The sequence below is a fragment of the Bacteroidota bacterium genome, from assembly GCA_037133915.1.
Lineage (GTDB): Bacteria > Bacteroidota > Bacteroidia > Bacteroidales > CAIWKO01 > JBAXND01.
In genome coordinates, this window is record JBAXND010000017.1 from 32,256 (window position 1) to 55,699 (window position 23,444).

General features: G+C 42.6%; 16 protein-coding genes. 4 read left to right on the plus strand and 12 right to left on the minus strand.

The genetic code is table 11. From position 1 onward, the window contains the following. The first annotated feature begins 103 nt into the window (after window positions 1–103). Both WCM76_07765 and WCM76_07770 read left to right on the plus strand, forming a co-directional pair. Entirely contained in the window at window positions 104–394 is a 291-nt protein-coding gene (locus WCM76_07765) for a metalloregulator ArsR/SmtB family transcription factor (protein MEI6765523.1), read from the plus strand. A gap of 383 nt (window positions 395–777) precedes the next feature. Further along, window positions 778–2,175, plus strand: coding sequence for a tryptophanase (locus WCM76_07770; protein ID MEI6765524.1), 1,398 nt, complete (start codon window positions 778–780; stop codon window positions 2,173–2,175). 40 nt (window positions 2,176–2,215) lie between these two features. On the opposite strand, the gene WCM76_07775 is transcribed toward WCM76_07770, so the two are convergent. Continuing rightward, a complete protein-coding gene (locus WCM76_07775) occupies window positions 2,216–7,963 on the minus strand; it encodes a GEVED domain-containing protein (GenBank protein MEI6765525.1) in 5,748 nt (1,915 codons plus the stop codon). A gap of 239 nt (window positions 7,964–8,202) precedes the next feature. On the opposite strand from WCM76_07775, the gene gcvP reads away from it, so the two are divergent. Then, entirely contained in the window at window positions 8,203–11,082 is a 2,880-nt protein-coding gene (gene gcvP, locus WCM76_07780; protein MEI6765526.1) for an aminomethyl-transferring glycine dehydrogenase, read from the plus strand. 69 nt (window positions 11,083–11,151) lie between these two features. On the opposite strand, the gene WCM76_07785 is transcribed toward gcvP, so the two are convergent. Continuing rightward, window positions 11,152–12,165: a T9SS type A sorting domain-containing protein gene (locus WCM76_07785; GenBank protein ID MEI6765527.1), complete on the minus strand. Its 1,014-nt coding sequence runs from the start codon at window positions 12,163–12,165 to the stop codon at window positions 11,152–11,154. Between the two features lie 337 nt (window positions 12,166–12,502). Between WCM76_07785 and WCM76_07790 the strand changes: the two genes are divergently transcribed. Next, entirely contained in the window at window positions 12,503–13,651 is a 1,149-nt protein-coding gene (locus tag WCM76_07790) for a hypothetical protein (GenBank protein MEI6765528.1), read from the plus strand. Between the two features lie 364 nt (window positions 13,652–14,015). On the opposite strand, the gene WCM76_07795 is transcribed toward WCM76_07790, so the two are convergent. The 10 genes from WCM76_07795 to WCM76_07840 all read right to left on the minus strand — a co-directional run bounded on the left by WCM76_07795 (window position 14,016) and on the right by WCM76_07840 (window position 23,416). Next, window positions 14,016–14,669: a DUF4159 domain-containing protein gene (locus WCM76_07795; protein MEI6765529.1), complete on the minus strand. Its 654-nt coding sequence runs from the start codon at window positions 14,667–14,669 to the stop codon at window positions 14,016–14,018. 4 nt (window positions 14,670–14,673) lie between these two features. Then, the gene (locus WCM76_07800; GenBank protein ID MEI6765530.1) at window positions 14,674–15,375 is read right to left on the minus strand and encodes a 16S rRNA (uracil(1498)-N(3))-methyltransferase; all 702 of its coding nucleotides are present in this window, start codon (window positions 15,373–15,375) and stop codon (window positions 14,674–14,676) included. 6 nt (window positions 15,376–15,381) lie between these two features. Further along, window positions 15,382–16,863 carry an OstA-like protein gene (locus WCM76_07805; protein MEI6765531.1) on the minus strand — a complete coding sequence of 494 codons (1,482 nt, stop codon included), beginning with the start codon at window positions 16,861–16,863 and terminating at the stop codon, window positions 15,382–15,384. Between the two features lie 60 nt (window positions 16,864–16,923). Next, window positions 16,924–18,813, minus strand: coding sequence for a PepSY-like domain-containing protein (locus WCM76_07810; protein MEI6765532.1), 1,890 nt, complete (start codon window positions 18,811–18,813; stop codon window positions 16,924–16,926). A gap of 19 nt (window positions 18,814–18,832) precedes the next feature. Beyond that, a complete protein-coding gene (locus WCM76_07815) occupies window positions 18,833–20,128 on the minus strand; it encodes an adenylosuccinate synthase (GenBank protein MEI6765533.1) in 1,296 nt (431 codons plus the stop codon). A 15-nt stretch (window positions 20,129–20,143) separates the two neighbouring features. Then, on the minus strand, window positions 20,144–20,596 hold the full coding sequence (locus tag WCM76_07820; GenBank protein MEI6765534.1) for a transcriptional repressor: 453 nt from the start codon (window positions 20,594–20,596) through the stop codon (window positions 20,144–20,146). Window positions 20,597–20,669: 73 nt separating this feature from the next. Then, window positions 20,670–21,098 carry a T9SS type A sorting domain-containing protein gene (locus tag WCM76_07825; protein MEI6765535.1) on the minus strand — a complete coding sequence of 143 codons (429 nt, stop codon included), beginning with the start codon at window positions 21,096–21,098 and terminating at the stop codon, window positions 20,670–20,672. A 36-nt stretch (window positions 21,099–21,134) separates the two neighbouring features. Then, the gene (locus tag WCM76_07830) at window positions 21,135–22,112 is read right to left on the minus strand and encodes a hypothetical protein (GenBank protein ID MEI6765536.1); all 978 of its coding nucleotides are present in this window, start codon (window positions 22,110–22,112) and stop codon (window positions 21,135–21,137) included. 11 nt (window positions 22,113–22,123) lie between these two features. Further along, window positions 22,124–22,672 carry a hypothetical protein gene (locus WCM76_07835; GenBank protein ID MEI6765537.1) on the minus strand — a complete coding sequence of 183 codons (549 nt, stop codon included), beginning with the start codon at window positions 22,670–22,672 and terminating at the stop codon, window positions 22,124–22,126. Between the two features lie 90 nt (window positions 22,673–22,762). Next, on the minus strand, window positions 22,763–23,416 hold the full coding sequence (locus WCM76_07840; GenBank protein MEI6765538.1) for a hypothetical protein: 654 nt from the start codon (window positions 23,414–23,416) through the stop codon (window positions 22,763–22,765). Window positions 23,417–23,444 lie beyond the last annotated feature (28 nt).

Here is a 23,444-nt window from a genome sequence, read left to right on the forward strand (position 1 = left end):
GTAAAAAAAATCAAATATTATATTAAACATAGGTTAAAATACTGTTGTAATGGGAGGGTAATAGTCGTAAGTTTGTCATGTAAAAACATAATAACATAAAACAATGGCATCAATCGATCCTGTTAAACTAGAAAAGGCCGCCGGCCGTTTAAGAGTGGTTGCTCATCCTGCTCGCATTGCTATAATTACCATGCTTGAAGAAGAGACCCGCTTGTGTGTAACCGATATTCATAAAAGATTGAATATCCTTCAACCGGAGGCATCACACCACCTGAACCTGCTGAAAAGCTATGGTATACTGGATTCCAAGAGGGAAGGAAAAAACATGTTCTATTTCCTCCGTCAGAATGCGGTATTGAACATTATTGAGTGCATTATGAATTGCGGCGATTAATTTCGCGGTTTGTTATCGCCCCTTAAAATTACTGTTGCTGCGTTAACTACTATTCGTATAAATACGTGTAAGTAACCAGTTGAAGGTTGTGCGATATAATTACTGTAGAGTTCTTAATGTATTATCAAAAATTAGCGTACCGCCTCAATGGGTGGCTGCGTACAACCGGTAAAGCATAACACTTTGCCGGTTTTTTTTTTTGAATATTGCAATGCTGCCGGTAATTAAATCTATAATTTACAGTTTCTTAAATTTCATTTTTCAGGTTTTTATATTGAAGTTATTCGTTTTCACTTCAATTTTGTGTTGATATTTATAAAACAATTGTACTTTTGAATCGACATCACAGGGAAATGATTCCCGGTGAATAACGCACTGAAATTATGGAATTACCTTTTGCAGAATCGTATAAGATTAAAATGGTTGAACCTATTCGTAAAAGTACAATCGAAGAACGGAAACAATGGATCAAAGAAGCGAACTTTAATTTATTCAACCTTCCGGCTGACCGTGTTTTCATTGACCTGCTTACTGATTCCGGAACCGGCGCTATGAGCGACCGACAGTGGTCGGAGATTATGCTGGGTGATGAAAGTTATGCCGGTGCCTCCTCTTATTTTAAAATGAAAGAGGCAATCAGGGAGTTGCTGGGATTTGATTACTTCCTGCCGACGCATCAGGGGCGTGCCGCTGAAAATGTACTGTTTTCCGTATTGGTTAAAAGCGGTGATATCATCCCGGGCAACTCACATTTTGATACGACCAAAGGACATATAGAGTTCCGTGCGGCCCATGCCGTTGATTGCACAATAGATGAAGCATTTGATACTACACTTGTTCATCCTTTCAAAGGCAATATTGATATCGCCAAACTCGAGAATGTTTTTAAAACCAATCCGATAGAAAAGATTCCTTTCATTATAATAACGGTTACCTGCAACTCATCGGGTGGACAGCCTGTTTCCATGCAGAATATCAAAGAGGTTCATAAGATTGCGAAAAAATATAATGTTCCGTTGGTATTTGATGCCGCACGTTTTGCTGAAAATGCCTATTTTATTAAGATGCGTGAAGAAGGCTATGCCGATAAAACCATCAGGCAGATTGTGAAAGAAATGTTCAGCTATGCCGATGCCATGACCATGAGCAGCAAAAAAGATGCTATCGTGAATATTGGCGGTTTTATTGGAATGCGCAGCGAAGAACTGTTTCATAAAGCCAGTGTATTTAATATAATGTTCGAAGGTTATATTACGTATGGCGGACTTGCCGGCCGTGATATGAATGCCATTGCACAAGGATTAAAAGAAGGTACTGAATTCGATTATCTCGATACCCGCATTAAGCAGGTTGCTTATTTAGGAAAACTGCTCAAAGGTTATGGCGTTCCTTTGCAGGAACCATTTGGCGGACATGCTATTTTTGTAGATGCAAAAAGATTTCTTTCTCACATTCCTAAAGAAGAATTTCAGGCACAGACACTGGCCATTGAGCTGTATATTGAAGGTGGTGTGCGTGGTGTTGAGATAGGCGCATTGCTTGCCGACCGCGACCCTGACACGCGTGAGAATCGCTATCCCAGTCTGGAACTTCTCAGACTAGCCATACCCCGTCGTGTATATACCAATAATCATATGGATTACGTGGCTGCCGCACTTGGAAATGTTTATGAGCGCCGGGAGTCAATCACCCGTGGATTGAAAATTGTTAACGAAGCGCCCATTATGCGCCACTTCACAGTGAATCTCGACAGAGCCGATCTTAAATCGGTTGCAGTATAAGAAAAAAAGCTGTCTTTTTAGACAGCTTTTTTTTTAATAGTTATTTCACTATGACCATTTTTCGCACGAGTCGCTGCCCTTTAAATGCAAGACCGTAATAATACACGCCTGAGCCGAAATCCTTCAGATTCAAGCTGAGTGTATTGCCACCTGCTGCAGTTTCTATGGTTTCTGTATAAATAATTTTACCTAAAATATCGGTAATTGTAAACACTGCTTTTCCTTTTTCAGGCAAAGAATACGGAATAATGGTCAGTATACCTGCCGGGTTCGGAATGTTTTGCCCCAGACCAAAGCCGTTGTTATCAGCACCTTCAATACCCGATGTATTTGTAAGTGCGGTGCATGTAGAATCATTTATGCGGTAATAATCGCTGCCTAATTTTGTAAATGCACACAACGAATAACCGGTTAATGGTGCCTGATAGTGGTTCGTAAACGTGTATTCCACGGTATCTCCCGGATGCAGGGTCGCCATACAGTTTTCTACCATGAGTCCGCCACCCGATACCTGATAGGCTACCGGGATGGTTGTAAGCGTGTCGATACCAAAGTTCATAATGGTAACTTTAGGATTCACAAACGCACCTCCAATTGTGCCGCCTGTAGGATCTGAAATTCTGATAACACCGGCATCTTTCGGAATTTTGGGAACATGAATTTGAACATCATCAACGGCCCAGCCATCGTAAGTGTTTATAGTTGCATCTGATGTGAAATAGAAACGTATTCTGAAATCCGGTTTATTATTAAATTGCGCCAGGTCGTAAATGGATTCCTCCCAATGTCCGAATTGCCCGTTAAATAAGTATTTTCCGTTCTGAAAAGTATTGTACCAATTTACGGCGCCCGGGTCGTTTTGATATCCGAGCGTTATCCAGGTTGTGCCTCCATTAATGGAATACTGCACATTTCCGCCGTCGTTGGGTTCGGTATCCATCCAATGCCAGAATGTAAGCACGGCGCCCTGTATATTCTGCAGATTTATTGAAGGCGAAATCAGGTAATCGTTCCTGCTGTTAAGATAGGTTCCTACAAGTCTGGTTTTATAGCAGCGTGTTGGGCTATGCACCGAATGAATGGTTGTTGCTGTTGGCACGCCTCTCTGCCACAGACTTCCTGAGTTTACTGTCCATCCGTTGTTTTGTTCAAAGTTGTCATTATAATATAAAATCGGGGGAATGCCAAAGCAGTGCTGTATGGCTGTATCGTTAAAGGCGTTTGAATCACCTGTAAGAACGGTATAAGCAACAAGCAGATTCATTCCGGGGTTGAGTGTGACTGAAGGAAGACTTACTGTGTCAACCGCCGACGGGAACAAGGTGCCCGACCATGGAAATACCTGCGCTGTGCCGTTAAATACAGTTTTAATATCGAATGCACTCAGCGTATCAAGGCCATAATTTTTAACTACAAGTTTCACCGGAATGGGCGTGCCTTCCGATTCGGCAGGCTCTGGTTTTACAATGGCCAGTACGCCCGCATCTTTGTGAAGCAGGGGCGAAATGAATACATTATAATCTTCGGTTTCGCCATAATAATAATAGGCGCATGGAGTAACACTGACGGCATCTCCACTTTCAACCGCAACAATACGCATGCGGGTAAGCCCGGCTGTTGCCGTTACCGGGATGTTTATCGTTCCTGTGAGGGTTTGGGTTAACTGGTTTGTATAGGCCGAACCCCATACTACTTCAGACGGTTCTTCAAAAATACCGTTTGCGTTAAAGTCAATGTATGCTTCTACATACCCGGCATAACCATAAGAGCCGCTGAAACCAATACCTACAGAAACCGGATAGCTATTGCCCAGAAAACAGTGAGCCGGTGTCAATGCGGTGTAATCGCTGTAAGTGCCGTTATACGGGCTGGGTGAACTGTTGTTGATTCCTGCAAAAGTAACATGCGTAATATCGTCGTCAGCAGTTGTAGCTGCTCCTGAAGCACAATACACAGGCATCTGGTTCTCTACCGATTTGTAGGCTGTATCATTGATGTGGGTATTGTCGCCGGAAAGGCCGGTGAAGGCTTTCAGATTATAAATGGCATGCATTCCAAGACCTGCAGTTCCTGTAAATAGATATGAAAGTGTATCGCCGGGTTGTATGGTTGTGCTCACGATTTCAGTAAGCGGCGCAAAATTATTAATCTGGAATGATACCGGAAAACCGCTGATGGCAGAAGAGCCAAAGTTTTTTATTCTCACTGAAATTGGTTCTGCGGCTGTTAGATTTATTGCAGTGTTCGGAGTATCAATTGCAACAACTCCTGCATCAAAAGGCGGAATGCCTGTTACATTCACCTGAACCATTACTCTATTGCTTGAGCAGCCTGATGAAGTGCCTTTAAAGCGAATATTGGGCCGTTGGAAAATAGCATTAAAATATGATGGTGGGCTGGGGCAAACGGAACCACCGTCGGAATGATAATCCAGTGTTGAAGCGTAGGTGGTTGTCGACTGGTTCAAAATGGCATTCGTAGTGTATGCTGACGGATAGTTGTCGAAACAGGTTTCAATGAGAATATTGCTGACGCCGTCCCAAATAAATGGTGTTGAGAACAGATGAGAATTCCACCCGATTGTATTTGTAAATGAACTTACGTTGTAAACCTGTGTGAGACCAGTGTTGGTCCATGATGTCAGCGAATTAATATTTGTTGCTGCGATTTTAATATTGAAGTTTGAAAGAGCGCTGCCTGCGGGGCTTACTACGTCAAAAGCACATCCTTGAATTGGTCCGGGGCCCATGCCTGCCGCCAGAAGTTCTGATGCAGGGATCAACATTTGCTGTTTGGCACCCTTATAATAATTGCCGTACGGACAAGGATAACTGTATGTCGTATTTACAAGATTCCCGGTTCCAATATCAAAATCGGTCCCGCCTGATCCATTCTTGGCTTCAACATAAAAATAGGCTGTATCATAGAGTATGGGGGTAGTGTAATCATGCGACATTACTAAATAATTGCCTCCCGACGGCTGGTCGTACCAGTAAACAGTGACCGGCGATGAAGCATGAAGCAGTGTATCGGTAGCATAGGGTATGTCGTACACGGCAGTGACGACAGGCGCTGCAGGAATAAACTTTGAGCCAACGCTTTTAACAAGAGTATCATTGAATGCAAACGGATCGCCGGGCAGTGCAATCCATGCTTTAATAACAAAGGTAGAATCTGCCGAAACAACAGCCAGGTTTGCCTGAACAGAAAAAGTATATAATGCCGTGTCACCGGGAGCAAAGGTTCCGGGTATTGTTTCTGCTGGAATGGCTGTGGCTCCCGCAATCTGATAGTCGGCCGCAAGATTCCCGAAAATTGTGTCGGAGCCCGTATTCTTAAACTGAATCGTTACGTCTTCCATACCCAGTCCGCAACCGTCGTTAGGCGATGTTACTTTCAGCAGTTTGGCTTCCTGGGCAGGCGGTTCGAATATCTGAATATTATCAAGATAAACACCATTGCCGTTTGGTGTGGTATAATCGCGCGGATAATAAACTTTAGACTGAAATTCGATAATCAGGTAGGGCGCCGGCAAGAACGATGACAGCATGTATTCATAGGTTGTATAGAGCGAATTAGCTCCGGCAGGACTCATGTGCGGAGTTATCATCGTGCCATTAACGGTTACCCTGAAATTGGTGTATTCATTCGCGTAAGCATACAAAAGCATGGCATCAAATTTTAGTTTCAACACAGAGTAACCCGTTGTATTGACTACCAGTTTGGTTGTTGCCAGATGCGAAGGATTTACCGTGGGGAGCCAGCAGTAGTAAGGCGAAAGTATATTCGTATCAGGATTGCTGATGTTCCAGTTAATATAATTATTTACATCCATGGCGATACCGCCCGGACTGTTATTTCCTGCTGCTGCAAGGAAATCCACCCTGCCCTGAGCGCCGGTGGTGATACAAAAATCATTCAGTGACGCCAATGAGTCCAGATCATTAAAATAGGGTAGCGCGATGGGTGCAAGAACACTGAAATTCACGGTGAGTGTATCGTTAAAACTCAGACCATCGCCGCTAAGCATCGTATATATTTTAATGGTGTGATTTCCGGCAGTTACCGTCATGGGAGTGCTGAATGCGAAGGTGTCAATGGCTCCTGCCACCAGGCTGTCGTTCCATGCTTCGACCACAGGGGCGCCGTTATCGAGTTTATACGCAATATTAACCGGTCCGTGCATCGTAAGTGAACCAAAGTTTTTAATGACTGCTGTTACATTGTGATTGCCTGAAACGAGGCATGTATTGAAATCAGGAGTAAGGGCAGCTTCCGCACCGGCATCCAGCGGGTAAGGAGGAACAATGGAAAAATCGTCCATGCTGATGCCGTCGTACTGACCGGAGCCGTCGGATGTGAAAACGAACCTGAACTGAACCGGTCCAACCACATTGTTCAGTTGGGTAAGGGTATACTCACATTTTACCCAGCCGCCCGACTGATATGACCATCCGGGTTTCTGGCTGGAATTGAGTGAAGCATAATTATACCAGTTTACGCCATTGGGATCGCCCATGGCACCCAGCACATTCCATGTAATGCCGTCGATTGTATAATCAATGCGTGTTCCGTCCCAGCCCTGTTCAACATAATAATTCAGCCAGAACGACATCTTTGCATTTACCGTAGAAGAAAAATCGAATACCGGCGAAAAAAGCATGCAATTTGCGCCTGCACCATAAATCGTATTTAAGTTCACATCCCAGGCATTGGGCGCTGAATGAGCGCTGTTGGTTGTTCCATATGCGGGTGTTCCAAGTTCCCAGTTAGAACCTGCCGTAAGACTTGTATCAACCCATGTCAGACCGGCACCGTCAAAGTTATCAATATAAGGAAATGTAATTCCTGAGGTTGCCACAAACGAACGGAATCCGCTGTTTGGATTGAGCGCGCTGTTATGAGCAAGACTGTTGTCCCAGGCTTTGATATAATATTTCACCGTATCAAGATTTAATACAGATGGAATGATTCCCACCATGGTATCGCCGCCGGTAACGGTCATCAGCACAGAATCAATGGCCGAGTTGTTTACTTTATAATAGGTATATGCTTTTTGAATTCCCGAACCATCGCTTATTTTTGCTTTGATATTGAAGGGGCCGAGATTGTACACCGTTCCCTGAAAATTAGGTGCTATATAGGTTATTGTCGGGGGTGTGAGTTCCGAAAAAGATGCCGTAACCTTTATATTATCAAGAAACCATCCGCGGGCACCGTTGCTGCCATTCATATTGCCATCGCGCAAAGCAAAACGGATTCTTACATTGGCCTGATTGCCTACCAGCAGGGAAATATTGAAGGTTTCATGTTTCCACCAGCTCTGTTGAGGTTTCGCAATAGCATTGGTTGACTGCCAGTCGATAGGGTAGGTGTTTCCGCAGAATTTGTTACCGCTGTTCACAAATTGTGAATTGCCCGGATCTATGTATTCGGTAGCCGTCAGCTTTGTCCAGGGTCCGTTATTCACGGAAACCTGAATCTCACCACCATCCACAATTTCGGTTTTGCAAATATGGTCAAAGTCGAGAAAAACATAGGAAAGTCCTGTGGTGCTGAACGCGGACGTTACCAGATATGACGTATCGTTTATCTGAACGTAATTTGTGTCGCAGTTTGGTCCGCTTACGGACAACCGCGAACTGACTGCCCAGCCAAGCGGCGTGCCGTTAGAGGTTACACTGTCGGCTAATGACGAGGGGTCGAAATTCTCGTGGTAAATAACACTTTGGGCTGATGATATCAATGAGAATAAAAGCATCCCCATGCCTAGCAGTAATTGCCTCATGATTAATTGTTTTTATTATTTGTTAAAATTGCATTGGAAACCAAGCGTAAACATAATTAATATTTTTTGGATATACAAAAAATGTTTTATAAGTAGCTATTTTCGTTGATGTTCGGTAGTTAGTATTCAGCATTCGTTCTTAAAAAAGTAAATCCATGTTTTAATCACTGTTTTTCAAATAACAATTATATTTGTGCCTGCATAATAAACTACTGTTGATTAACATAAAATATACTGAAATGATAACCGGAAATTTTGCAAAAAGACATAACGGACCGAATAAAGAACAGACCGGCCGGATGCTTGAAAAAATAGGTGCTTCTTCGCTTGATGAACTCATAAATCAAACCATACCTGCAACCATCCGCCTCAAAGCTCCGCTTAATCTTCCCAAAGGAATAAGCGAGTACGAATACCTTCAGGCGATACGCCAAAAAGGGGCGATGAATAAATTGTACAGGAATTACATTGGATTGGGATATTACAATACGATTTTACCTCCGGTAATTCAACGCAACATTCTTGAGAATCCGGGTTGGTACACCTCATACACACCTTATCAGGCAGAGATTTCGCAAGGGCGACTTGAAGCACTTCTGAATTTTCAGACGATGGTTTCTGATCTTACGGCCTTGCCCATTGCCAATGCGTCTTTGTTGGATGAAGCCACTGCTTCGGCCGAAGCAATGATTATGTTTTTCAACAATCGTTCGCGCGAAGCGGTTAAAACCGGTGCCAATAAATTTTTTGTGTCGCAGAATATTTTTCCGCAGACCATTGATGTACTTAGAACCCGTGCGCTTTCGCTGAATATTGAACTTGTGATAGGTTGCCATCAAAGCATTGAACTGGATGAGAAAACTTTTGGCGCCCTGATACAATATCCGAATCAGAAAGGTAAAATTTCCGATTATCCCGCATTTGTTGAAAAAGCTCATGCAAAGGGCATTTCGGTTGCGGTTGCTGCCGACCTGCTCTCACTCACGCTGCTTACGCCTCCGGGCGAATGGGGTGCCGACGTTGTTTTAGGTTCAACTCAGCGTTTCGGAATACCTATGGGTTTTGGCGGACCGCATGCTGCATTTTTCTCCACTACTGAAAAATTCAAACGAGCCATCCCCGGAAGAATCATTGGTATTTCTGTAGATGCTCAGGGAAACAGGGCGCTCCGCATGGCTTTGCAAACACGCGAACAGCACATCAAGAGAGAACGTGCTACATCCAATATTTGTACGGCGCAGGCATTGCTCGCCATCATGGCAGGCATGTACGCTGTATGGCATGGTCCTGAAGGTCTGAAAGAAATTGCACGTCACATAAATATTCTCACCGGTGTGCTTTCCGCAGAACTCAAGAAATATGGTTTTGAACAAATGAACGACTATTTCTTTGATACACTTTATGTGAAAATGCCATCGGCCACGATACAAGAAAACATCCGCAAAGCCGCGCTGCAAAACGAAATTAATTTCCGCTACGACGGAACAGAATACATCGGCATTTCGCTTGACGAAACCACATCACTCACCGATGTGAATACCATTCTTTCAATTTTCGCCAAAGCGAACGGTAAAGAATTCAATGCTTTTGTGTGCGACCCGAAAGAGTGTTCAAAGATTTCAACCATACCCGAAAATCTAAAACGCACCTCATCATTTCTGAAACATGCGATATTCAACACTTGTCAGTCGGAAACGGAAATGATGCGCTACATCAAAAAACTGGAAGTAAAAGATTTGTCGCTCAACCGTTCCATGATACCGCTGGGTTCATGCACTATGAAACTGAATGCCGCCAGCGAACTGTTTTCACTGAGCTGGCCCGAATTCGGCGCCATGCATCCGTTTGTACCCATTGATCAGGCTGCAGGTTATATGAGCATGCTCGAAGAACTTGAAAAATCCCTGTGTGAAATTACAGGTTTTGCAGCAGTTTCATTTCAGCCAAACTCAGGCGCAGCGGGTGAATACGCAGGATTGATGGTAATCAAACAGTACCTCAATGCTCATGGCGGCGGACATCGTGATATCGTTCTGATTCCTGAATCGGCACACGGAACAAACCCTGCAAGTGCTGTAATGGCCGGCCTTAAAGTGAATGTTGTGAAATGCGATGCTCAGGGAAATATTGACACTGAAGATCTGAAAGCAAAAGCTGAGGCAAATAAAGATCAGCTTGCGGCACTTATGGTGACTTATCCTTCTACACACGGCGTGTTTGAAGAAAATATTCTCGAGATTGTAAAAATTATTCATGAAAATGGCGGGCAGGTTTACATGGATGGTGCCAACATGAATGCACAGGTTGGTTTTACAAGCCCCGGCTTTATTGGTGCCGACGTGTGCCACCTGAATCTGCATAAAACATTTGCCATTCCTCACGGTGGAGGTGGTCCGGGCATTGGTCCGATTGGTGTTGCAAAACATCTTGTGCCTTATCTTCCCGGTCACATTTTTGACGCAGACTGCAGAGCGCAATGTCCGACAGCCGTGTCATCAGCACCGTTCAGCAGTGCACTGATACTGCCGATTTCTTTTGGTTATATAAAAATGATGGGTGGCGACGGACTGATGGAAGCCACTAAATACGCCATACTCAACGCAAATTATTTGAAAGTTTGTCTGGAACCTTATTATCCGGTGCTGTACTCCGGTTCAAAAGGAAGAGTGGCTCATGAGATGATTTTAGACTGTAACGGGTTCAGGCAGGCAGTTGGTATTGATGCAATAGATATCGCTAAAAGGCTTATGGATTACGGATTTCATGCACCAACCGTTGCATTCCCGGTTCACGGAACGCTGATGGTAGAGCCCACCGAAAGCGAGCCTTACTCGGAGCTGAACCGTTTTGTAGAAGCCATGATTTCTATTCATGCGGAGATTATTGAAGTGATGGAAGGCAGGGCTGATAAGGCAAACAACCTCATTAAGAATGCACCGCACACTGCCATGATGATTGCCGACGATAACTGGGTGCTGCCATACAGCAGAAAGCAAGCGGCTTTCCCGATGCCATGGTCAACCAATGATAAATACTGGCCCACGGTAACGCGCATTGATGATGCATACGGCGATCGCAACCTGATGTGCACCTGCGAACCGATTGAATCATATAAATAAAAGTGGGGGTTTAATACAGAAAAGGCGGGGCTTTCAAGCACCCGCCTTTTTTATTGTGCGAAAAGTAATTTACCTACTGACTGCAATTTTCTGCGCAAGCCTACTGCTGCCCGAGTTCAGCAGCAAATAATAATTGCCTGCCGGCAACGATGAAAGATCAATTTGATATCCTGCACCAAGAACGGCAGCACTAATGTTTATCGGTTCTAATACCGTACGGCCGTTTGCGTCGAGCAGCATTATGCGGACATTTACAGACGGTTCTTGCATTTCGGCGGTAACGTTAAGAATTTCTGATACAGGATTCGGATAGATGTTCATGCGTATGCCGTTTACAAAGGGCGATTCGCATAAGCCGGCGTTGGTCATATCTACGACGGGAAAAATCATAGCGTCAATATTGAGGGAATAATCTTCATAACCTGCCGCCTGTAAGGTATACCAGGAGCCGTCGCTCCATTTTTCCCACACGCGTTCAAGGCTGTCACCTTCGCCGTTTGATGAGCTTACCATACCAATAGTATCATCAACAAAACCCGTCATGTCGAAGCCGAGTAAATAATCGTAATACATGATTTCCGGCGATGAGAACAAAGCAACATGGGCGTTGGCAAAGGATGATGAGGTATCAACGGCATCCATCGGTACTTTTATGCTGTTGCGCTTTGATCCCGGACAGCCCTGATTGTGAGAACCGGCTAAGGTAGAACCGCCATAGCCATTCATGTCCCATGCAGCAAACTCAATGGTATCAGGTGTTCCTATGATGGTTTTATCGCCAAACCAAAAAATGCCGCCTTCCAGCACATACGATAATGTTACAGGAAAAAACTCGCCTTTACAAACATCGCCATAAGAATTATTGCCAAGAACATAGCCACCATCAATACCGGAAATAAGTACCGGATGAATGCTGTCCAGCCAGTTTCCCTGAAGGTTTCCCGGAAGCAGGGTATCGGTAGCTGTTTTGGCTGAATAAGTGTGATTCCGTTTCATTGAAATCATGGTCCCTGCTTCTTTCTGTGCAAAACACAGCATTGTATAAGCACTGAGAATCGTAACAAACAAAAGTTTTTTCATCATTAAAATGGGTATTTATCTCACAAATTTCAGCAAATATAGTGAAACAGGCCGATACGATAATGTTTTTGATTTGTAGGTTACAGAAATTAAAAGTTCATGAAAAGAAGGATTTTGATGCACATTCGCACTTGCTATTTTCACGAAGGATGCCAATTGGTGTCAAAATATATAGATAAGAGATTTATTAATATATTGACAGGCAAAGGCTTATTTGGTTGAAACTTTTTCCCAAAAAAATATTTCAAAACGAAACTCATAATATAATAATTGTTATTTTTGTACTATTCAAGAAGAAAACTATTAACCAAATTTAATTAACCCAAAACTCAAAACAATCATGAGAAAAGTTTATGTTTTAATCGCATTGTTACTCGTGGCCGGAATAGCCAGCGCGCAACTGCAAGCACCTGCTTCCTTAATAAAACAATACGGAGCTGTGCCAATGATGAGCAAACAAATTCCGATGTTCGACAATTCAAAAGCTGCCGGTGACACCGTTGGTCTGAGTTCAAATTATCTTCCTCAGATTGTACTTGCCGACTTAGTTGGTGGTTACGGTCTTACACAAACAGGTTTAGGCAAAATCGGTTACTGGTGGGGAACAAGTGGTGCTCCTGCTGATACCGCTATGGACGTTTGGATTCAGTGCTACGAGAACACCGGTGGAACACCCATCAATGTTGCCGGTATTGGATTCTATTGCGTAAATAAAGAAGTTGTTGGTGGCAATGGTACTACCGATACTATCTTCTTCCTCCTGAACAAACTGTTACCCGATGGTTGCGGTATTGGTTACAGCAGCGGTACCTGGACATACGGCCCGGGACCTCAATTCTACTATTCAACAACTGCTCCTGACGGAACACTCCTCGGATCAACCTACATGACACTTGCAGATGTTGACACCACCCTCACAAACGGTTTAGTGTTCAACTATATGCCTTTCCCAAGTCCTATCCTCGTTTCCGGTTCAAATCCTGATGGTTTTGCAATCACAGCCGATTTTCACCAACCCCGCGTAAATGGTGATACCATTTATCTGATTTGCGATAATAACGGTGACGGACAGCAGCTCATGTACAGCCAGAGTGCTTATGTTATGCCTGACTTCTCATCATACTATGCCCCCACATCAAACTACTTTACCTACAATGGTACAGCAGGTGGTCTTGACAACGACGGAGCTCTCTTCGCAGTTATCAGCGGCAATATTGGCGTGAATGATAATTTTTTCCAGGGCATGAAACTCAGCTCAAGAAATACATCAGAAGGCCAAACCATTCTTGATTATTCAATCGAAAATGCAGGCAATGTTACTTTCAAAATTCATGATATCGCCGGCAAATATGTAGCTGGTTATATGGAAGGCAACAAAGCAGCCGGTAATTATTCACTGAATCTGAATACCAACCTGCCTACAGGCGAATACCTTGTTATTATGACTGCAGGTGGCAAAATGATGGGCGAAAAAATCTTTGTTCGCTAGTTTCAGAACACACCATTTTAAAAAAAGCTGTCTCGTTTTCGGGGCAGCTTTTTTTTCAGGCAATAGATAATAGGTAATAAGTAATAAGTAACAGGTAATAGGTAATAAGTAACAGGTAATAGTGAACAGTTAACAGGTATTTGAGTTAATAGTGAAAATGCAGACCGTCATTGTGGGAAGGCTATCAGGCGGGAGATTTCAAACATAGATTCTTTTAGCTTTCCCAATAAAACGTGTACCGATTGGACTTTCGACCTCTACCTCTGACTCTCGACTCTCGACTCTTGACTCTTGACTCTCGACTGTTTATTTATTTCTTCCCGCCAGTGGCGGATTTGCGCTTTAAGTTCTTCTTTAAAGAAGTCTACTTCGTAAAAACGTACTGGATAAGATTAGCACCCATTTGCAGGGCTTTGGTGCGGATTTCTTCCGAGTCTTTGTGTACTTCACGATCTTCCCATCCGTCGCCTAAATCGCATTCATAGGTGTAATAACAAACCAGACGCCCTTCATAGATTAATCCGAAGCCCTGAGCAGGTTTACCGTCGTGCTCGTGTATTTTTGGCGGGCCGCTGTTAAAATTATATTTCTGATGGTAGATGGGATGGTTAAACGGTAACTCAACAAAATCAAGCTCAGGAAAGACTTTTTTCATTTCGCGGCGTGCAAAAAGATCCAGTCCATAATTATCGTCGATATGCAGGAACCCGCCTGAAATAAGATAATCGCGCAGGTTTTTGGCTTCCTGATTGGAGAAGATTACATTTCCATGACCGGTCATGTGGACAAAAGGGTAATTGAAAATCTCTGAACTGCCAACATCTACAGTGGCATATTCAGCATTCAGCGTGGTTTTGATATTCTGATTGCAGAACTTAATCAGGTTGGTGAGCGATGTTGGATTGGCGTACCAGTCGCCGCCTCCTTTATACTTCAATAGTGCTATTTGCACTGACTGTGCGCTGAGCGTTTGCAGTACAAAGAGGAGGAATATCAGAGATGCAATAGTTCTTTTCATTACCTTATTCATTAATAAAATTTAGTATTGTACATGCAGCCAAAGCTGCTGTTTCTGTTCTTAAACGGCTTTTTCCCAAACTTATTGGACTGAATCCCGATTTCAGTGCCTGATTTATTTCATTGACTGAAAAATCTCCTTCCGGCCCGATGAGCACTAAAGCCGAATGGTTCTTTTTATAAAACTCGCCAATCGTGCTTTTTTTCTGCGGTTCGCAGTGTGCAATAAACTTAATATCTTCAGAAGCCTGTTCAATGAGTTTACTGAATGCTGTGGCTTCTGAAAGTACAGGCAGGGTGGCGCGTTCCGACTGTTTCATCGCAGAAATCAAAATGCGCATAAGCCGTTCGTGATTGATGCGACTGCGTTCCGAGTGTTCACAAATAATGGGTGTGACCTGCGAAATGCCTATTTCTGTAGCTTTTTCAAGGAACCATTCCAAACGTTCTGCATTTTTGGGTGGTGCAACGGCCATGTGCAGCCTGAACGGCATGGGCGCCGGTTCTTCTGTTCTGCCGGTAATTTCTACAACACAGGCTTTGGGATTCGCTGTAATAATGGTGGCTTCGTAAAAAAATCCAAGACCATCGGTGAGTCTGATAGTATCGCCTGCCACATGCCGCAAAACCCTTACGCAATGAGTCGATTCTTCTGCATTCAGTATGCAGCCCGACGATGATATTTCCGGTGCGTAAAACAAGGTCATGATGCGCTAGTTCCAGGTATAAACGGCAAATTTTGTTTTGGGCCTTTTTTTGTCAAGCCAGATAAAATCTTTCAAATACAAATCATCGCCTTTCACGTCCTTATCGGGATAAAGCGTTGCTTCCGGTTTATCGAGAAAAGAGATGGTTTTTATTTCATTATTGTTAATGTAGATTGCAAGATTACGGCTCACGGCCTTATTTGTACCAATGCGTTTCCCATTATCTTCTCTTAGGTAATAAATAGTTTCCGCGTTGGTGTATGCTTCAATTTTATAAAGTTCTCCTTCGTTAAAAAAACCTTTCATATTCAGACTTTTCACCTGATTGTATCTGCCTGCAGTGCTGTCGTCACAGGTTATCACAAAGGCCGCACTGAATAAATCAATCATTCGCACAAGATTATTGGCAAGATGTATCACAATAGTATCTGCCTTGAGTTGCTTGTCTTCTGTCCACAACACCGGATTGTAAAACAAATTGATGGTAGAATCGCTGTAACGATATACCAGTGAGTCGGCCATTCCCTGCAAATCAGTGCGCCAGAATTTTACTTTATGAAAAGCATAAATTGTTTTTGCTTTTCGGGTGGCTGTATCAAAAGTTGCCAGCAGTGTGTCGGCATGCAGATACAGCGTGTCGCCCTTGTCGTATTGCATAAGCAGTGCGCTGTCGGTGGCCAGCGAGTATTCATGTTTCTGATCGTATCGGATAAAATTTCCTTTGATGATGGAGCTTCGCGAAGTGTCGGTAATGGTTACATTATGATATGCCAGTCCTACGCCTGTGATTCGATTATACAGAATGCTGTCGCCGCTCATCTTCTGTTTATCGTTGCGCATCCATGCATTTTTTGTAAACTCGGAAGCATCTTTTTTGGTGTCGTACCAGCCTTTTTCGCAGTATATAAAATTCTCTTCACTTGTCATGGTAGTCGGACCAAAAAAATGCGAAATCTCTGATTTAGTATTGTACATCAGCGAATCGGAATGCATCGTATAATTGACGTTAACAAGCACGACGGAATCGTTGAAGAAAAAATCTTTTTTCTCTGAGTAGTAAAATCCAATGACGCTGGTAAGTGTATTGTCGGGATCCACAATTTTACCGCCATCGTAGTAGCGCCCCAATTTATCGCGCATGTTATACGTGAGATGTTCGGTAGTAAGTGTAATTTGGTTATCTATTAGTTTTACGTTTCTGTGCAGTTCTGCAATTTTTGTATTCCCGTCGTAATGCAGTGAATCGCTGTAAATATTAATCGAATCATTTACTTTAATATGAACCTTGCCCAAGGCTATCAGGCTGTTTGATTCATCGTACAGGTAGGCGCTGTCGCAATACATCAGCGTTTCTTCGTGCTGAAAAATTACGTTGCCGATAAGCCTTGTGAATTCACCTTTACTTTTATCATACATGGCGTTATCAGCATTCACAAGGTCTATTTTTCTTGTTTTCTGCTGCGCTTCGCACTGCGTTGCAATGAGCATACACAGCAGTGCTGCCGGGAAATAAAATCTGTAAAATAGTTTAGAAACAAGCATTATCTGTTACTCTTCCGCATCATTATCACTGTCCACTTTAATGAAATTACCGTTCAGGTCGAACAAAAGTATGGTTGTTTTTTTGACTCCCTGCTTTTTCAAATCAATTTTATAGTGGTTGCCGTATTCCTCAGATGTTTTCATAAAAGCCTGCTCAATTTTATACTCAGGATATTTAGACTTTACATATTTTGAAACGCCTGCAGGCAATTCTTTTAAATTAATTTTTTCGTCCGTATTACCTTGCGGAGTAACCGGTTCATCGGGGATTTCATTTTCCTTAATGTATTTATCGTCGGCAGGGTCTATTTTTTTCAGCAGATTTCCGGTGACGTCGAAATACAATTTAATGATATCTTTCAGCCCTTCTTTTTTAATCTCCAGATAATATACCTGCCCCAGCTCTGCATCGGCCATATAACGCGACTTTTTGATGATGTGCTCCTTGTAATTGTCCTTCATGTATTTTATAATAGGTGTGGGCAGCTCCTTTGGATCTACTTCATCGTTCACTGTTTTTCCGGCATCTATTTTAGCGCCTCCGGCATCTACTTTATCCTGAAATTCCTGTTCTTCTTTTTCCCTTCTTTTCTGTTCGGCAGCGCTATTCGGATCGGCCAATTCCGGTTTGTCGATGTTGCGGAATTTTCCCGTTCCGTCAAATGTTACTATAGTCATGGGCGCCGGTTTTTCCTTGCTGTGCTTGTCATACATATAAATATCGTAGTACTTGTCTTTGGGTACCTGATAATAGTATATCAATGAAATCTGTAATGAACGGTAATTATCTTTGAGATAATTGGTGATAAGCGGACTCAGACTAACCTCATCCTGTTCGATGCGTGTTTCAAGCCATACACCTTCTTCAGAATAGGTATTCATCCCTTTTTTAGTACTGATAACGTATTTTACAATGTATTTTTTTTCTTTAAAATACCAGGATACGTTCGTGGCTTTTTTATTTTTTGTAAGGAAATGCTGCTTCGCTGTGGCAGGAACTTTGGTATCGGCAACTATATATTTTTCCCAGTCGTCTTTGGGTTGTGTCTCATTCTGTGTTTGCTGTTGTGATTGATTTTGCGTAGGATTTACCTGGCCGTTCTTGCTGTCTTTTTTTTGTTGGTCTTCTTTTTTATCTGCTGAATTCAGCGTTTTTAAAAGTGCACCGCTTAAATCAAAATATAAATCTATCTGTCCTTTCAGTCCCTGCTGTTTAAGCACCAGATGATACACATTGCCTAGTCCGAGTTCATTGATGTATTTTGATTCCTTGATGGTGAATTCTTTGTAATTGGCTTTAATGTAGGAGTTCACCGGTGTCGGCAATTCTTTAACTGAAACGTCTGAATTAAGAGGCATTTCATTATTATCCTTGTCGCCGGTTTTAACATCGGTTTTGCCCGGATCATCAAAATCTTTTTCTATTTTAACTTCTTCGGGATCCACTTTTTTCTGAAAATTTCCCGAAAGGTCAAAATACAGTTCAATAGGGTCGGGCTGGTTGATACCTTCTTTCTTTACAAATACCTGATAAAAATTCTCCCCTTTATTATTCTTTACCAGGTCGGACGAGGCAATCACGTATTCTTGCTTTTTAAAATTTTCTTTGTAGTAATTGATAATCTGACCGGGCAATTCTTTGTCCTTGACGGTGAATCTGGTTTCAAGCCATTTTCCGTCGGCATCAAAACGTGCTGCCGCTTCTTGATTATTCAGCGTGAATGCCGCGATGTAATCTTCCGCATCCTTACGCCACTCCTGAATTACGCCATCAGCATATTTATACTTAAAGCTGACGACCACATCCTGTGGCACATCCGTTGCTTTGATTTGCGCGCTCAGCGCGCTTCCCATGATGACTAATAAACTTAATAAGAAGATTGCTTTTGCTCTCATGATACGGTTCTTTATACTTTTATACAATTGTTTTTATAATGTGTTCGCGACCCGGTCCGGTCGATACCATGGATATTTTTTTCTGAACGTAATTTTCAATCACATCGATATATGCTGCGGTAGCAGCGGGCAATTCAGATAATGCTGTTATGCTGCCAAGGTCGGAATTCCATCCTGAATATTTTTTGTACGATGGCACTACACTTTTTTCACCAAGGTCAAACGGCAGATAATTCATTTCTTTGCCGTCTTGTGCGTAGCTTGTGCAGATTTGAATTTCCGCAAAATTGCTCAGCACGTCTGCTTTGGTCATAATAAGTTCATCTACGCCGTTTATCATCACTGCATAATTCAGTGCCGGCAGGTCGAGCCATCCGCAACGCCTTGCACGGCCTGTAGTGGAGCCGTATTCGTTGCCTGATTTTCGCAGCTCGTCGCCCAGTTCATTTGATTGTTCCGTCGGAAAAGGACCGCTGCCCACGCGGGTGCAATAGGCTTTAAAAATGCCGTAAACCGTACCGATGCTGTGAGGCGATACGCCCAAACCGGTGCAAACGCCGCCACATACCGTATTTGAAGAAGTGACAAATGGGTAACTCCCGAATTCCAAATCAAGCAAACTTCCCTGCGCGCCTTCGGCAAGTACCGTTTTTCCGGAACGCAATGCTTCGTTGATGAAAACTTCGGTTTCTTCGAAGCGCAGCTTCTTCATCTGCTGCACGGCATCCATCCATTTTTCTTCGTACTCCCCAAACGGAAGTCCGTCGATAAGTATGTGCCGATAATCGTGTCCGGTACTCTGGGCGGTTAGAAGGTGTGCCTGTTTAAGCTGTCCGTATTTCTGAAAAAAGCGTTCTGAAAAAATATCTCCGGCTCTGAGGCCGCTTCGCGCGGCTTTATCGGTGTAGACGGGCGATATTCCTTTAAGTGTTGAACCTATTTTAAGATTGCCTTTGATGGCTTCAAAACAGGCGTCGAGCAGCCTGTGGGAAGGAAGAATAAGATGCGCGCGTTTGGAGATTATCAGATTTTGTTCGGCGCTGATGCCAAAAGGCAAGAGGCCGGCAATTTCTTTCATGATGATAAGCGGATCCACCACTACGCCATTGCCAATAATGTTGGTCGTGTTTTTATGAAAAATGCCGCTTGGCAATAAATGCAGAATGTGACGGCCGCCGTCGAATTCTATGGTGTGTCCTGCGTTGGGACCGCCCTGAAACCGTGCAATAATGTCATAACCGGGGCTGATTACATCAACCACCTTGCCTTTGCCTTCATCGCCCCACTGAAGCCCGAGTATTACATCTACTTTCATAGGTCTTATTGCAGTTTATTGTTCGGTCGATTTTTTACGGGCAAAAAACGTGAGTGCATGGTGTGCAATTTCTAAACCCAAAGTTTTTTCCAGAGAGCTTTTAATCTCCTGAATACGTGGATCGCAAAATTCAATCACTTCGCCCGTTTCCATAATGATGATATGGTCGTGCTGTTTAAACTTGTATGATTTTTCGTATTGCGACGCGTTTTTTCCGAACTGGTGCTTGGTAACCAAACCGCAGTCGAGAAGCAGATCCATAGTGTTATATAGGGTTGCGCGACTTACAGAGTAACGGCGGTTTTTCATTCTGATATAGAGTGTTTCAATATCAAAATGACCGTCGAACAGATAAATTTCTTTCAGAATAGTGTAGCGTTCCGGTGTTTTCCGGTGTTTATTCAGTTCAATGTAAGCTGTGAAAATCTGCTTTACATCGTTGAACAGCTCAGGAATTCGTTCTTTCATAGAATCGCATAATTGATCACAGGATAAAATTAATCAAATTATTCTGATTCTAAATAAGAAAATAGAAAAGGCGCTATTCTTTTATAATCTTCCACTCTTTTTGGTCGTTTCCGGCTGTAAGTCTTAGGATATACAGGCCTGAGGGCAATGTGCTTATGTCAAAGGTGTTTGCAGTGCTCAGGTTTGTTCTGTTCATCAGTTCACGGCCGCCCATATCGAAAAGACCGATTTTTCCCGTAATTTCTGCCGGCAAATTCGCGATATTCACATTAAGCCGCTGTTCCACGGGATTCGGGAAAACGTTTATGGTCATCTCGCCCAATTGCTCCGAAACGGGAGTATTGGCAGCATCGGAAAGGCTGTCGTGCGATTCAAGATTTTTCATGACAACTATTTGTCGCTTTACCCGGTTTCCGGCAGCGTCGTAGGTGTATTCGAATGTTTGTGCGCCCAGGCTCATAGCCACAAGCAGCAACATAATAACGATTGATAATTTTTTCATGACGATTTATTTGTTTAATGTTCAGGTAAATTATTTTTATTCGTAACGACTTATGGTGATCCGCAAACCAATATTAATGGCAACATTCGAAAATGAGAACGAATAGCTTCGCAACTCCGACGGTTTATCGGGCTCCTGTTGGGGGTTTCCGGCATAATCGGGTTCAACCAGTAATAAGGAAACAAATTCTCCGTCCTTGTTATAAAATGACGCATTTGCATTATCAGTAAATTCAAACTCTTTCGCACTCGTTGTCATTTGCGGTAAGCGGGTGCCGCCATCTAAATTGTATTTTACCATTTTTGCTGATTTGGGTGTGTAATTATCATATGCTGCTGCACATTCAAGAAACACATGAAAGCCGGCTCCCGCATTTAAATCTATACCGCCTGCTAATGCTAATCCCACCGATAAGCCTCGCCGGTACTGCAATTGCGTATTGATTCTTTGATAGGGACGGTATGAAGAAAGCGATACGGCGCATTGCAAATCGGCTGTTTCATCTATAAAGTGGTAGCTTATCTGAGGACCAATACTCAGGTAGGGCGACCATCTTTTTCCGGGATATGAAAACCGCAGTGCAGGCTCAAGCCATGCTGTCCGGCCGCGCAGTCGGTATGTGGTATTGTAGTGAACAAAATAAGCGGAATTGCCCGCCACGTCCTGCAGGTATCCGCCTTTAACAGTAAGTTTCTGCCCGCCTGCATAACCGGCTCCCAGCTGAACACTGAGCCAGGGATATTTGGTAAAGGTGTAGACGCCTGTTAATACAGCGTGCAGGCCGCCTCCGCATGAAAAACTGGTGTCAGCGTAGGTTGTTTCCCGCGTCACGGCATTCGAATAATACAGCATCTGGCAGGTGCGGGTTTTGAACTCAGAACCTATAATCCCCCATCCCGGACCCAAAGACACACCCACGCTGAATTGCGCATTTGATGGCAGGTACCACAACATTAAAATCAGAATCAAGCCGTTTTTATACCGACTGCATAATTGTCCAATGTGTTTTTTCATGATTTTTTGATTTAATTGTTTTTGTTATTTTTTCCGCCGGAGGCGGACAGACATTTTTTCATTTCCAGACCTAGTAATATTTCACTGTATTCAGAAAAATATATTTCCAATAAATCTCCGTTGTTCACCTTGTCGTAAAATTCTTTTTCAACCTCATATTTTCGGTTGCTGATAATCAAAAAGAACTTTGTATTTTCTTTCATCTTCTGTCCCCATATTTTTGGAAAAATATCGCCCAAAATGGGGATGTGTAAATTCCCGCTGCCTGCCTCATATGATATCTCTTCTTCTTTATTCTCAACAGTCCCCGTTTTGCTCTGTTTCGTTCCGGCTCTCAGGTCTTTGATGTACTTTCGATTCATTGCATAAAATACCAGCAGGCTTGAGCACATAATTACAACATCAGCCACCACAATAAATAATATCCGGCTGTTGTAATTTTCCGATGTGAAAAACAACACATTGAACAGCCCGCCAAAGAACAGGACTATTATCGAAAATATTATTCCCGGGCGTAATTCATATTTTATCTGTTTAATGTCTGTTTTGCTAAGGTGCATGGTGTGTGATTAATTTTATTTTTTTTACAATATTAGGTTTGACCTGTATTCTCAATATTATTCACAATTAATTGATGCCGTGCAATATTTCTATTCCAAATTGAAAATATTAAGAATGCTGTCATCGAATTTCTCTTTGGAATTTACTATAATCAAATAGAATCTTGAGAAATTTTTAACAGCGAGGAAAATAGTAGTGTCCTCTTGATGAAAATCAAATATAACTTCATTCTCATCTTTTTCATTTGTAAGCGTTATCCTTGAAGTATTGCCGTAAAATCCTTTATATTTAGGGGCATTTAAAGTTTTGATAATCTTTGATCCCACGTTGAAATTGATATTCATTTTATTAAAATACGGCCTAAATTTTACTGTAATCTGTGGACATGGGAATACATCTTTCTGAATTATTTCGCCACGTTGTATTTCGACCTTATCTAAAACAATATCTGTATTGAAAGGAACATCTGACAGATTAGCATCATGCAAATTGAAAAATTCCCAAATTTCAACATAGTACTTCCTTTTGTAAACGTACCCTTTATGTACATCGTTTTTACCTACATTGCCTAAACACAAATCTTTATCAATATTTGACCATGCAGAGTCTTTGAAAACCCAACTGAAGCGTTCACAATTTTCCCACTCTACATGGTACATATTAGCATAATAGAATGTTCCACCTCCGACAAGTATCATTGCAATAATTCCGGAGAATAGAAAAATTTTAGTTTTCTTTTTCATAATAAGTTAAGTTATTTATTGGCAGGTC

Bases quoted from the DNA above. Each gene is read 5' to 3' on its own strand.
- WCM76_07795 (MEI6765529.1), bottom strand. From the start codon at position 14,669: ATGAAAAGAACTATTGCATCTCTGATATTCCTCCTCTTTGTACTGCAA.
- WCM76_07765 (MEI6765523.1), top strand. From the start codon at position 104: ATGGCATCAATCGATCCTGTTAAACTAGAAAAGGCCGCCGGCCGTTTA.
- WCM76_07825 (MEI6765535.1), bottom strand. From the start codon at position 21,098: ATGAAAAAATTATCAATCGTTATTATGTTGCTGCTTGTGGCTATGAGC.
- gcvP (MEI6765526.1), top strand. From the start codon at position 8,203: ATGATAACCGGAAATTTTGCAAAAAGACATAACGGACCGAATAAAGAA.
- WCM76_07785 (MEI6765527.1), bottom strand. From the start codon at position 12,165: ATGATGAAAAAACTTTTGTTTGTTACGATTCTCAGTGCTTATACAATG.
- WCM76_07805 (MEI6765531.1), bottom strand. From the start codon at position 16,863: ATGCTCATTGCAACGCAGTGCGAAGCGCAGCAGAAAACAAGAAAAATA.
- WCM76_07800 (MEI6765530.1), bottom strand. From the start codon at position 15,375: ATGACCTTGTTTTACGCACCGGAAATATCATCGTCGGGCTGCATACTG.
- WCM76_07810 (MEI6765532.1), bottom strand. From the start codon at position 18,813: ATGAGAGCAAAAGCAATCTTCTTATTAAGTTTATTAGTCATCATGGGA.
- WCM76_07815 (MEI6765533.1), bottom strand. From the start codon at position 20,128: ATGAAAGTAGATGTAATACTCGGGCTTCAGTGGGGCGATGAAGGCAAA.
- WCM76_07830 (MEI6765536.1), bottom strand. From the start codon at position 22,112: ATGAAAAAACACATTGGACAATTATGCAGTCGGTATAAAAACGGCTTG.
- WCM76_07820 (MEI6765534.1), bottom strand. From the start codon at position 20,596: ATGAAAGAACGAATTCCTGAGCTGTTCAACGATGTAAAGCAGATTTTC.
- WCM76_07775 (MEI6765525.1), bottom strand. From the start codon at position 7,963: ATGAGGCAATTACTGCTAGGCATGGGGATGCTTTTATTCTCATTGATA.
- WCM76_07840 (MEI6765538.1), bottom strand. From the start codon at position 23,416: ATGAAAAAGAAAACTAAAATTTTTCTATTCTCCGGAATTATTGCAATG.
- WCM76_07790 (MEI6765528.1), top strand. From the start codon at position 12,503: ATGAGAAAAGTTTATGTTTTAATCGCATTGTTACTCGTGGCCGGAATA.
- WCM76_07835 (MEI6765537.1), bottom strand. From the start codon at position 22,672: ATGCACCTTAGCAAAACAGACATTAAACAGATAAAATATGAATTACGC.
- WCM76_07770 (MEI6765524.1), top strand. From the start codon at position 778: ATGGAATTACCTTTTGCAGAATCGTATAAGATTAAAATGGTTGAACCT.